Source organism: Dyadobacter diqingensis (assembly GCF_024220585.1).
Taxonomy (GTDB): domain Bacteria; phylum Bacteroidota; class Bacteroidia; order Cytophagales; family Spirosomataceae; genus Dyadobacter; species Dyadobacter diqingensis.
In genome coordinates this window covers 164,773-176,916 of the sequence record NZ_JAMXKF010000003.1, presented here as the reverse complement: position 1 = coordinate 176,916, position 12,144 = coordinate 164,773, and the positions used below count along the sequence as shown (strand labels likewise).

The window sequence follows — 12,144 nt, the reverse complement described above, 5'->3', positions numbered from 1 at the left end:
ATTGGGCTTGTACAAACTTCTAATGGCAAGAGAAGTCTCTTCTTATTACTATTTACTGATAACAACTTTATAGCTGCTGGTGCCACCATTTGAGCGTGTAATATTGACAGCATACAAACCTGCGGGCAAACTTTTCACATCCACGCCGTCCACCGGCTCTTTGGATGACTGGAATATCGTCTTTCCGTTTAGATCTGAAAGTGTAATCCTGCCAATTTTGTTCCAGTCTTTCACTTTGAAATAAAGGCGGTCTGCAACGGGGTTAGGATAAACCACCGCCACATCAGAAACTTCGAGTGAAACACTACGAATTGTGCTGTATGCAAATGTACCATCTGAATCAATCATTTTCAAACGGTATAAGTTTTGCCCGTCTGCCGGATTTGTATCCGTGAATGTGTAGTTTTCCTTTGTTACGCTCTCACCTGCTGCTTTCACATTGCCGATATTGGACCAGCTCTTTCCGTTAAGGCTGTGTTCAATGTCAAAGCTTTCGCTGTTGGTTTCCGCCGTTGTTGCCCAGTTCAAAAGCACGGTTTCATTTTCTTTTGTCGTTGTAAAACTGACTAGTGTAACAGGCAATGGTGTAGAACCTTCGTACATACCCGCATCGATCGTCATGTTATCCCTTTTCATATCTCCTGAAGGGAAAGAAGTGTCAATGGTGATCTCATCGCTGAAATTTCCGTTATCAGGATTCGAGTCGCTATCCTCATCCGCAGCCACGCCTGATTTTTTGAAATAAGTAAAAAAGGCTTTTCCCGATGACGGCAAGATAAACTGAACCTTATATTTCCCTGTCGACAAATCATCAAAAAGATATTTTCCGTACTGATCCGTTACGGCTCCGGTTTGTACCGTCCAGCTGCTTGTGCCGTTATCGGTCACATATTTATACAACTGCACTTTTAATCCTGATACCGGAAGCTCTGTCTTGCCTTGTTTTCCATCACGGTCGGTATCATACCAAACATAATCGCCAATGGATCCGAAAGCCTCTTCTTTTACACAGGTTCTCTTGACAACTTTATAGACTGCCGTGATTTGCGGGTTATTATTCTTCTTTTCGTCAAAATCATGTCCGGGTGTATTTTCATCCCAGAAGAACATATCCGTACCATTGTAACCGCCATCGCTGTTGATTACACTTTTCCCGTTCGTTACCAGAATGGCCCCGCCATAACCGGATATTTTCTTATCAATTGTTAAATCTCCATCGGTGATGGTAATGGTCCCGTTGTTGAAGGCCGCGCCGCGGATATTCACATTCCCCTTGATGGACATACAGCCATTGTTCTCAAATTCTTTGCCCGCACCCTTATCCCCGATAATAAATTCACAAGCCGATGAACCGAATTTTCCGCAAAGTGTGTTGATCTCACCATCGTTCAGAATAGAACCGTGGTTGTAAAAATAGCGGCTGATGTTAATCACGCCTGATGTTTCATTTTTAAACCGTTTGGCATCTGCATTTTCTAGACTGGCAAACTCCATCGTTCCCCAATTACAGATCACCGTATTACTGCCAAAAACCACCATGGATGGTGCCGTTGCAATCAGCTTTGAGTTCGGCCCGAAATTGTAAAACGCAAACGAATCCTTAAACTGGACATTACCAGTATTGGTAAAAGTCGTTGTACCCTGATTATTGATCAGTAATTTACTGCCGATTCCGCTCGTGTTTGTGTTCAGCGCACCACCTGTCTGGACATTGATGTATGACGCAACACTGGAATTGAAGTTGTCGTTACTGTTATAATTAAAAGTCCCGTACACATTGATATTGACAGAACCATTGAAATTGGTTTGGTTACTCTGTGTCCAGGTAACGCCTGACGCAATGCAAATGATGTTGTTGGTATTGCTGATATTTAATGTAATGTTGCCGACATTGGAAGAAATGATCAGCGTTTTATTTCCATCGAGTGTGTATTGTCCACCGGTAACAGCAGTAAAATTACCCGCCGGGCATTGCGCATGTATGTGATCGGTTATGAACACAGATAACACAACAAGAAGCCATTGGTAAATTATTCGTTTCATGAGTAACAGGGTTGAGTGTTAAGTCCTTTGTCTGCTTTTGACAGATGATTGAAAATGGCCGGATTCAGAACATCCGGCCGGTTACGATATTTTGTATTGAAATCCTTATTCCTGTTTGGAAATATGAATCGGCATTTTGAACGTGTTGTTCGACTTGTCTTTTTCTTTATAAATCCCGGTTGGATCAACCTCGACTTCAAGTATATAATCTCCTGATTTTAATCCTTTTGGCAACGAAACAGATTGTCCTTCATACATCATCCCATAGGTATCGTAACCTCCAACACTGATTCCCTGTTTCAGCGACTTACAGTCCATGTAGTTACCCAGACCGTAATTGACGAGATTTTTATCCCCGTAAGTTTTGCCATTCAGGACACAAAGACTGTCGCCGTTATTACAAATTCCGGAGTCAAACAGACAATAACTCACCTTGCTTCCCTTTGAAACGAGCTGTCTTTTAACAACTTTTCCTTTCTTGTCTTTAATCTCCTTAACAACCCGGAATTCAACCCAGTCATCTACGTGATAATGATTATGTCCGGGTTTGTCATCAAAATAATTGGTGCCGGCAATCCGGTCCTGCCACTCTATTTTATTACCGTTTTTCTTATAAACCCGCTGATGAATCTGTTGGCGCGGGTGTGTTTCATCGTTACAGATCACCGTAGAATCCTTCACCTCTTCACCACCGCAATACCATTTATTGTTGCCAAAAGCTTCCATTGGCCCCTCTCCGATATTGGCAATAGAAGCTGCCAGCCGCAATTGTCCCGGATAATAGGGATCATTCCAGGGATACTCTTTTACCTGATCCAGCGTAAGCCTCGGCAGGATAATCAGATCCGGCAACAACTCACAACCCTCACTGCCATCGGCACATTTACAGGCAGTTCCGTCTTCCATCGAACAAGGACTTACGTCGGTATTCGGTGTCGGGTTCTCGCTAAATTCGAGTGTTACAAAATTCAAAGCTCCTCTTTCGCCGGTTCTCAGATCCTGTATCATCAAATACCAGGTCCCGTTTGGATCCTGTCCGTTGTTCAAAAAGGTCATTCTGCCATCAGGAATATACTCACCTGTAAAAGGCGCCCCCGCCTGATGCACATATCCTGAAAAACCGTTTGACCGGAAACAGGTATTTGTGTAATGCCGTCCTCTATCCTTTCCATTGCGGTTTGTAAGCCAGATACTGGTTCCATCAGGGCTCAAAAGCTCAATTTTAAGATCCGAAACCTTGGGATGAAGTATTGTAAAACAAATTTTGGCAATCCCGAAATTGTTATCAATCTTCGATTTCAGTCCACTTACTTTTATTGGAAACGAATCTATTTTAAACCCACCTTTAAAATCATGTATTGCGCCGCCGGTTCCGTAGAAACTTTGTGCAAAAGTAAAAACAGTCATACTTAGGAAAAGTATGACCATTAAGTAAAACTTTACTAAGGCAAGACGGGACAGTACCCGTGTAACACACTCACTCATTGATATTTAATTCTGATAGTTGGGCCGGCAGTCAATATGAGAATGAAAAATCAACCAAAGTCTCATTTCTTCTACAAGCCCCGGGGTCTACGCGGCAAACCGGTATTCACATGAAAAATAGAACATTTTCTAGTTCCGAATACCATAATGCAAATCTAAAACCATTTATTATCAATACTTTAAGAATGAATTGGAAATTGAAACGTATTACTTGTAAATTGTTATAGAATTAATTTTATATCATTATAGAATGTACTTCTTTTTCGATGTAAAACTAATGTGGATATACGTTATCAAAAAAGCACAATTGGAATTCCAGTTACGCTGTTGAAACTTGTAGTACCACATCAAATTCCCAGGCCGGGTTCTGTATAATTCCCGGATAAAAAGAAAACCCGTACATTTGTCCCGAAAAAATATAACCTACCGTCATGAAAATTCAAGATGCCAGATATGTGATGAGCAATTCTGATTATGAGAAATGCCCTAAACCTGATTTGCCGGAATACGCATTCATTGGACGCTCAAACGTGGGAAAATCCTCCCTGATTAACATGCTGACCGTGAAAAAGGCACTTGCCAAGACTTCACAACAGCCTGGAAAAACGCAGCTTATCAACCATTATTTCATCAATGAGCAATGGTACCTTGTGGATTTACCCGGGTATGGATATGCCAAGGTAAGCAAAACAGAGCGTGAAAAGTGGGAGAAAATGATCGGCGATTATCTGCATAACCGATCCAATCTTGTTTGCACGTTCGTTTTGATCGACATACGTCACGAAGCACTGGCGGTTGATCTCGAGTTTATGGAAGAATTAGGCCAGGCAGGAATTCCGTTTCATATCATTTTTACCAAAGCCGATAAGCTTAAAGCATACCAGCAAGAGGAACAAGTAAAAAAATACAAAGAAAAACTTGGGGAAATCTGGGAAGAAGTTCCTCCGTTGTTTGTTACCTCAGCCGAAAAAAACGAAGGAAGAGATGCAATTCTTGAGACAATAGAATCTTATAATCAAACGTTTGAGAAAACGAACGTCGAATAAGGTTGCTTACCGACCAATCTTTCCGTTATTTTGCGGAAATTTTAATTTAGTCATAAACCGTTATCAGGAGTTTTTTCCGCTCCGGTGTTTTTATTTCACTGGAATGTAAATGCTTTGATAGCCTTCATGACATCGAAAAGACATTAAATAAAGAGACCACTAATAGCACAAACAAAAAGGATGAGCGAGAAAGTAGAATCAACAGGAATGGAATTGTTGAAGGAGATAGCAAACGTTTCAGGGAAAAGCGGATTGTTCCGTATTTTGAAACCAAGCCGCGCAGGTGTCATTGTAGAAAGCCTGGATGAAAAACATGAAAAGTCATTGATCGGGCCTACTGCTCGTGTTTCCGTTTTGAAAGACGTTTCTATTTTTACAGACGGCGAAGAAGAGTCTGCTCCATTGGCTGACGTATTTCTTAAAATCAGAGAAGTGCACGGTGAGCAAATTGCCGTACAGATCAAAAGTGCATCTGACAAAGACCTTATTGAGTTTTTGAACGAAATCCTTCCTGATTTCGACCGTTCAAGAGTTTATGTATCGGATATCAAAAAAGTGATCACCTGGTATAACTTGTTGTCTAAATACGTACCTGAGCTGTTTGTAGCCGCTGCGGAAGAAGTAGTATCAGAAGCAAAAGAAGAAACAACAGTGGAAGCTGAGAAAAACGAGGCTTAAAACTGAAAATGTATAAGTGATAACGCAAAGCCCCGTCTGAACGACGGGGTTTTTGCATTATCTTTTCCCGACCGCGCACTTGCAATGACCGACCTTTCACGATACATCGACCACACGCTTCTTTCACCCGTTGCCAGTGAAACCAACATTCGTAAGCTCTGTGAAGAAGCCTGGATTCATCAGTTTAAAGCTGTTTGCGTCGCTCCTACCTATGTTTCGTACACAAAAGAAATGTTTGAGTTTTGCCCGGTAAGCATTGAAATTGCAACGGTTATCGGGTTTCCGCTCGGTTATTCCACTACGGAAACAAAAATATCCGAGGCAAAAAACGCTATTCGTGACGGCGCGACTGAGCTGGATGTAGTAATTAATATCGCCCAGTTCAAATCCATGGCCTATCTGAGCATTCGCGAGGAACTCAGACAACTGGCAGCCATCGCGCATGAAAACGATGCCATACTTAAGGTGATCATAGAAACCGCTTATCTGGATTCTTTTGAGCTTTACACAGCCTGTGAAATATGTGCAGAGGCCAAAGTGGATTTTGTAAAAACATCAACCGGGTTTGCCCCTAACGGCGCCGACATTGACATCGTAAAGAAAATGAGGTCAATTCTGCCAGCGGAAATCAAGATTAAAGCATCCGGCGGCATCAAAACCTATGAACAAGCCATAGCTTTTATCGAAGCCGGGGCCGACAGAATAGGAACATCATCGGGCGTGCTGATTGTATCTGAAAAATGAAACCACGGGTTTTACTTCTCAGTACTGCACATCCGCCGACCGATCCCAGAATCGTTTACAAGATCGCTCCCTCGCTGTCACCGTATTACGAAGTAATTTGTGCATTACCCAACGTTAAAAACAAGAATGCGCAGGCTGATATCCGTTTTATAAGTCTGCCTTATTTCAGGGGTTTATTGCAGAGAATTTTACGCTGTCATCCGGTTTTACTTTGGAAATGTCTGCGTTTTCGTCCCGCAATTGTTCATATCTTTGTACCGGAACTGATTCCAATGGCCTTTTTGTTGCAATGGCTGGGTGCAAAAGTGATTTATGAAGTACAGGAAAATCTTTATAAAAAATTTGCGATCAAACGTTACAACAACGCATTAATATACAGGCAGCTTTTTAATTTTTTCGATCATATTGCCCGAAAAATTTTCACTGCCTTTTTACGGAAGACGCTTATCTGAACGAATATTCAAACCTGGCATTTCCTCATGCGGTTGTCCACAACTATGTTTCATTACCGTTTATTGACGCTTATGGAAAAACAAAACAGGAAATAACAAAATCACCGGTATTTTTCTATTCCGGCGTAATTTCCCTGGAACGATCTTTTGATACCATCATTGAAGCATTAGCCATTTTAAAAATAAGATACCCTGAATTTCATTTGCATCTGTTTGGCAAGGTTCAGTTTGACTGGAATGAGGTGAAAAAGTCGCCTCATTATGAAAAAATTCAGCAGAATCTGACTTTTCATGGTTACACAGATCTCCGTAAAGTCCTGTCCTACGCACAAAATGCAGTTGCAGGAATTGCTTTATTAAAGCCGGTTGCAGATTATTCGGACTCATATACTACCAAATTGTTTGAGTACATGGCATTGTCATTGCCTGTGATCACATCCGATTTTCCTCTTTCAGGGAGGTGGTAGAAAAAACAGGCTGCGGCTTTTGCATTTCGCCTTACGATCCAAAAGTGTTGTCAGATAAATTTCAGTGGTTAATCGAAAATCCTGAAAGTGGCAGACGGATGGGACAACAGGGAAGAAAAGCCGCAGAAAGCAAGTATAACTGGGCAAACGAAGAACAGATTCTGCTGCACTTTTATAAAAATTTAAACCAAATCAAAAAAACAGGAATTTTAACAACTTAAAATATTTGTATAATTTTATAAACTTATTATTGAATTGTTCAAATATTAAGTACTATGCTTTCTACGAAATATTTAACTTTCGGAATTAAACAGAATTGTAGATTGCGAAGTCAACTTCTCAACCATGTATATTAATACACTCAGTCATTATCTACCAAGTGAAGTAATTGGTAATGAATATTTTACAAATCTCAATAACCTGTCCAGCGAATGGATTGTTGAGCGCACGGGAATTTACGAACGCCGCAAAGCTGCAGAGGGAGAAAATACTTCAACCATGGCTATTGAAGCCGTAAAATTATTATTAGAGGATAACATCCCATTCAGTAAAAATGAAATTGATCTGATTGTTGGCGGGACTTATACTCCTTACGATACGATAGTAACTGTTGCGCATGCGGTACAGCATCATCTGGCTTTGCCGGACATTCCGGTTGTTTCCATCTCCTCGGCCTGCTCTTCTTTGCTGAATGCGATTGAGATTGTGGAAGGTTATTTTGCCATGGGTAAAGCATCCAAGGCACTGGTTATCGTTTCTGACCACAACACGGCTTATTACAATGAGAGCGACACGGTTTCGGGTCACTTGTGGGGCGACGGCGCTTCGGCCATGCTGATCACAAAGGAGAGACAGTCGGAATCGGACATGGAAATCAAAAAGCTGATCACGGGTGGTGCTGCAACAAGCGGAAAGGCTGTTGAAGCCGTTGTACTTCGTCCAAACGAGCGCGGTGTGATCATGCCATTTGGCCGTGATGTATTCCAGAATGCCTGTATTTATATGCCAAAGGTCAGCCAGCAGGTTTTACAGGCTTGTGGTTTAACGATCGAAGATCTTGATTACCTGATCCCGCATCAGGCCAATCATCGCATCAGCTTAAACGTAATTAATACCCTAGGTATTCCGGCAGAAAAACTGATTTCGAATATTCAGTACCTGGGAAATACAGGATGTGCCGGTTGTGCCATTGCGCTTTCCGAAAACAGACCGAAGTTTAAAAAAGGTGAGAATATTGTGTTAACAGTTTTTGGCGGCGGTTATTCGTACGGTGCCATGCTGATTACCATCTGATAAAATTGCAATCGTCGGTCGGCAATCGGCTTTCGGTTAACGGCGGTTAAATAAAAAGCCTTTCAAATTTGGCATTGAGTCAAATTTGAAAGGCTTTTCATTTCGGGTTGGCAATCGACGGATATCATCCGAAAAAGAGTTTTGACGCTGAACGCCGACTGCCGACAACCTCTAATTTGTTTCCGAAACAGGATACTTAACAGGTTTCCAGCTATTGTTTTGAGGATTGATATCCGGAAGCTGATGATCAGGATCGATCGTCACAGATTTAAGCGGCTGTTGCGTTTCCACACGGAAAGTCCATTTACCGCCGCGCTGCCAGATCTCCACAGGCAATTCAACACGCGTCTTTTTACCGCTGATTTCTTCCACATCCACTTTGGCAGGCATCGCCCACTGGTCAAGGTTTTCAATCGTGATGATAGAACCCTTCTGTGGATTTTGCTCGATATAAGCAACATCTTTCACGCTCTGGTCCAGTTTGTAATTTTCAAAGAACCATCCTTTCCAGAACCAGCCCAGATCTTCTCCCGCTGCGTCTTCGATGGTACGGAAGAAATCATAAGGTGTAGGGTGTTTAAACGCCCAGCGTTTTACGTAAAGATGGAAAGCGTAGTCGAAGCGGTCTTTGCCCAAAACTTGCTCACGTAACATTTTTAAACCCAAAGCAGGTTTGTAATAAGCTTCCCATCCCAGATTGGAAGCCTGAACCACATCAGGAATCGTCATTACCGGATCTGCATTGTCACGGAAAATGATCGGTGCCAGACGGTGCAGGTCATTCATCTGACTATCCTTAAATTCACCATTATTAAAGTTATCTCCCGATAGGAAATTGATGAATGTATTAAAACCTTCATCCATCCAGGCGTACTTACGTTCATTACTTCCCACGATCATCGGGAACCAGTTATGGCCAAATTCATGGTCGGTAACGCCCCAAAGATCGTCCTTGCGGCTTTTACTGCTGCAAAAAACAATACCCGGATACTCCATTCCACCCACAATTCCGGCTACGTTGGTAGCAACCGGGTAAGTATATTCATGAATGTAGTTGGAGTAAAACTCGATACACCCCTTTACATATTCGGTCGAGCGGCCCCAGCCATCTTTTCCGCCATCTTCGGCAGGATATGCCGACTGCGCCAAAGCTATTTTTCCATTGGGCAAATTCATGCGTGCTGCATCCCAAACGAACGCTTTTGAGCTCGCCCATGCGATATCACGTGCCTGAACGCAACGGAATTTCCACGTTAACGTACCTGACTGTTTTGGGCGTGAAGCCGGATTTGTAACCTCTTCAGCCGTACGGATCATCACTGTCTGATCGCTTTTGGCAGCATCAGCCAAACGTTTTCTTTGTTCCGCTGTAAGCACTTCCGCAGGGTTAAGCAATTCGCCCGAACCTACAACAATATGGTCCCAGGGTACAGTAACTGCATATTCAAAGTCACCATATTCCAGATAAAACTCGCCTGCACCAAGGTATGGCAATACGTTCCAGCCTTCGATATCGTCGAAAACAGCTACACGCGGATACCACTGCGCCATTTCATACACAATTCCGTTTTTGGTTTCAAGCGTTCCCATCCGGTCTGATCCGTATTCAGGAATTTTGAAAGAATAGGCAATTTTAATTTTGATGATATCACCGTTCGATTTTACCGCATTGGCCAGGCGGATTTGCATACGCGTGTCGTTGATGATATAATTCGCATCAACAGCCTTATCTTTTCCCTGCTGCACTGACACCGACTTAATGGCATCACCGCCATTAAAACCAATGTTCCCAAATCTTCCTCCGGTTATTGAAGTCGTTTTACCACCGCGGGACTCGGTGTTGAAAGAATTCTGGTCCAATTGAAGCCAGATAAATTCCAGTGCTTCAGGACTGTTATTTTTGTAAGTGATTTCTACATCTCCGCTAATGGTGCCTTCTGCTTCATTTAGCGCGACATTAATCTTATAATCTGCCCGGTTTTGCCAGTAACTTGGGCCCGGCGCGCCACTTCCTGTACGATATTCACTTCCAGGCTGGAAATTAAACAAGGGATGGAAAAGCACGTGCGCATCGTACTTGGGCTTCTCCGCTTCCTGAGCGAAAACACTTAGGGAGCTCAGGCACCATATGGCCATAACCCATAAGCGATTGGATAAGATCTTCATTCGTATTATTGAAAAGTAAAATATGAATTTGTAAACGAACAATATACAGCTTTTCGCCTTTTTACTCTAAAAAGTTTCATTATTGCTATTGATTGGCGAATTTTACAAACTTGCTTTTTTCACAAAAATCCACTCCATGCGCCAGCGCCTCACTGTTGAAGCTTACACAGCAGGTATCCTTTCCGGCGACCGGATTATTCTGAGCCGCGCAATTACACTGACTGAAAGCAGGCTCAAAAACGACCGGGCTCTGGCTAAAAAAGTACTGGAAAATATCCTGCCTTTTACCGGCAAGTCATTGAGAATCGGGATCAGCGGAGTACCTGGCGTTGGAAAAAGTACTTTTATCGAAGCTTTCGGCCGGCATGTTACCGGTTTGGGTATGAAGATTGCCGTCCTCAGTATTGATCCAAGCAGCAAAAAATCCGGTGGCAGCATTCTTGCCGACAAAACACGGATGGAAAATCTCGCTCATGATCCGCTTGCTTATATCCGTCCATCCGCTGCCGGGCCGTCTTTGGGCGGCGTTGCTAAAAATACGCGTGAAACAATCTTACTTTGCGAAGCAGCCGGTTACGAAGTCATCATCATCGAAACGGTCGGTGTCGGACAGTCCGAAACCCTCGTAAGGGGTATGAGCGACTTTTTTTTGCTGCTGATGCTGGCAGGAGCTGGCGACGAACTTCAGGGTATAAAAAAGGGAATTATGGAAATGGCAGACGCGGTAGCGATTAATAAGGCAGATGGCATGAATCAGGTGTTGGCCGAACAGGCGGTTGGAGAATACCGGAATGCGCTTCATCTCTTTCCTAAACCCGAATCCGGCGTAGATACGCAGGTACTGACCTGCTCTGCTTTGGAAGGAACGGGTATCGCTGCGCTTTGGGAGCTGATCCGAAAGTATCAGGAGACGACTTTGCAAAACGGCTATTTTGATCAAAACCGCAGGAATCAAAACCTGGAATGGATGCACGATCATATCCGGCAGACATTGGAAGAGCAGTTTTATGAAAATAGCATTTTAAAAAAAGCAGTTAAAACCACGGAAAAATCGGTTTCCGAAGGCCGGGAACTTCCTGTGGCCGCAGCAGAACGTTTGCTCGAATTTTTCTTCAAAAACCGGATTTAATACCCTTAACTCAATTTTAGCACTGAAAACGTCTTAATTTGTCAATCAGGACAATTTTTCGCGTAAGTTTGATGTTTGAATATCAGATCTTAATCATTAACTACCTTTCGCTATGAAAATTTTTGACCTTTTAAGAAAAACTGCATTTTTTTCCTTCCTGCTGGTGGCGTTTGTATTCGTTGGCTGTAAAGATGACGACGATGATAACAACACAACACCGGTTGATAACAATGAAATTGTAGGTACCTGGCAATTAACTGCCATAACACCTGAAACATCAGGTACACTTCCTGAAATCGCTTTATTGCCTGGCTTGGCTCCTTGTATTTACAGCCTGAAATTTAAATTTACCAACGATAACAAAGTAGCTCTTTCTGACTGTCCTGCGGCTGTAACACTGATTGGCAGTTTCATCAAAATTGAAGGTGATACGAAATGGAAAGTAGAAACAGGCAAACTGACCATAACAAACGGATCAACAAGCAACACTTTCGCCCTGGTTCAGAACACGAATGACATGAAAATCACTGTCAATACAAATACAACCGGAAGCGGTGCCGCAGTAAATGCAATTTTGTCATTGAAGAGATTGTAAGATATTTGAAGGATACGCAAAAGACCCGGCTTGCTTTCAGGCCGGG

Annotated in this window: 10 protein-coding genes and 1 pseudogene; 8 read left to right on the top strand and 3 right to left on the bottom strand. The window is 42.7% G+C overall.

Annotated elements, in window-relative coordinates:
• Positions 1–48: 48 nt before the first annotated feature.
• Both M1L62_RS09890 and M1L62_RS09885 read right to left on the bottom strand, forming a co-directional pair.
• Complete coding sequence (locus M1L62_RS09890) at positions 49–2,043, bottom strand: SdrD B-like domain-containing protein (protein WP_254412877.1); 1,995 nt, start codon at positions 2,041–2,043, stop codon at positions 49–51.
• Between the two features lie 105 nt (positions 2,044–2,148).
• Complete coding sequence (locus tag M1L62_RS09885; RefSeq protein WP_254412876.1) at positions 2,149–3,450, bottom strand: proprotein convertase P-domain-containing protein; 1,302 nt, start codon at positions 3,448–3,450, stop codon at positions 2,149–2,151.
• Between the two features lie 509 nt (positions 3,451–3,959).
• Between M1L62_RS09885 and yihA the strand changes: the two genes are divergently transcribed.
• The 6 genes and pseudogenes from yihA (at position 3,960) to M1L62_RS09850 (ending at position 8,208) form a co-directional block, all read left to right on the top strand.
• Complete coding sequence (gene yihA, locus M1L62_RS09880; RefSeq protein WP_254412875.1) at positions 3,960–4,574, top strand: ribosome biogenesis GTP-binding protein YihA/YsxC; 615 nt, start codon at positions 3,960–3,962, stop codon at positions 4,572–4,574.
• A 180-nt stretch (positions 4,575–4,754) separates the two neighbouring features.
• Complete coding sequence (locus M1L62_RS09875) at positions 4,755–5,252, top strand: DUF5606 family protein (protein ID WP_254412874.1); 498 nt, start codon at positions 4,755–4,757, stop codon at positions 5,250–5,252.
• An 84-nt stretch (positions 5,253–5,336) separates the two neighbouring features.
• Positions 5,337–5,996, top strand: coding sequence for a deoxyribose-phosphate aldolase (gene deoC / locus M1L62_RS09870; RefSeq protein ID WP_254412873.1), 660 nt, complete (start codon positions 5,337–5,339; stop codon positions 5,994–5,996).
• Complete coding sequence (locus tag M1L62_RS09865; protein WP_254412872.1) at positions 5,993–6,448, top strand: hypothetical protein; 456 nt, start codon at positions 5,993–5,995, stop codon at positions 6,446–6,448. The genes deoC and M1L62_RS09865 overlap by 4 nt, the downstream gene beginning before the upstream one ends.
• Positions 6,445–7,136, top strand: a pseudogene (locus tag M1L62_RS09860) (glycosyltransferase). The gene M1L62_RS09865 and the pseudogene M1L62_RS09860 overlap by 4 nt, the downstream one beginning before the upstream one ends.
• A 124-nt stretch (positions 7,137–7,260) precedes the next feature.
• Entirely contained in the window at positions 7,261–8,208 is a 948-nt protein-coding gene (locus M1L62_RS09850; protein ID WP_254412870.1) for a 3-oxoacyl-ACP synthase III family protein, read from the top strand.
• 171 nt (positions 8,209–8,379) lie between these two features.
• Here the strand turns inward: M1L62_RS09850 and M1L62_RS09845 are convergent, their stop codons facing one another.
• Positions 8,380–10,374 (bottom strand): M1 family metallopeptidase, encoded by a 1,995-nt coding sequence (locus M1L62_RS09845; protein ID WP_254412869.1) that lies wholly within the window; start codon positions 10,372–10,374, stop codon positions 8,380–8,382.
• A 136-nt stretch (positions 10,375–10,510) separates the two neighbouring features.
• Between M1L62_RS09845 and meaB the strand changes: the two genes are divergently transcribed.
• The gene (meaB, locus tag M1L62_RS09840) at positions 10,511–11,503 is read left to right on the top strand and encodes a methylmalonyl Co-A mutase-associated GTPase MeaB (RefSeq protein WP_254412868.1); all 993 of its coding nucleotides are present in this window, start codon (positions 10,511–10,513) and stop codon (positions 11,501–11,503) included.
• Between the two features lie 112 nt (positions 11,504–11,615).
• Positions 11,616–12,098, top strand: coding sequence for a lipocalin-like domain-containing protein (locus M1L62_RS09835; RefSeq protein WP_254412867.1), 483 nt, complete (start codon positions 11,616–11,618; stop codon positions 12,096–12,098).
• The last annotated feature ends 46 nt before the right edge of the window (positions 12,099–12,144 follow it).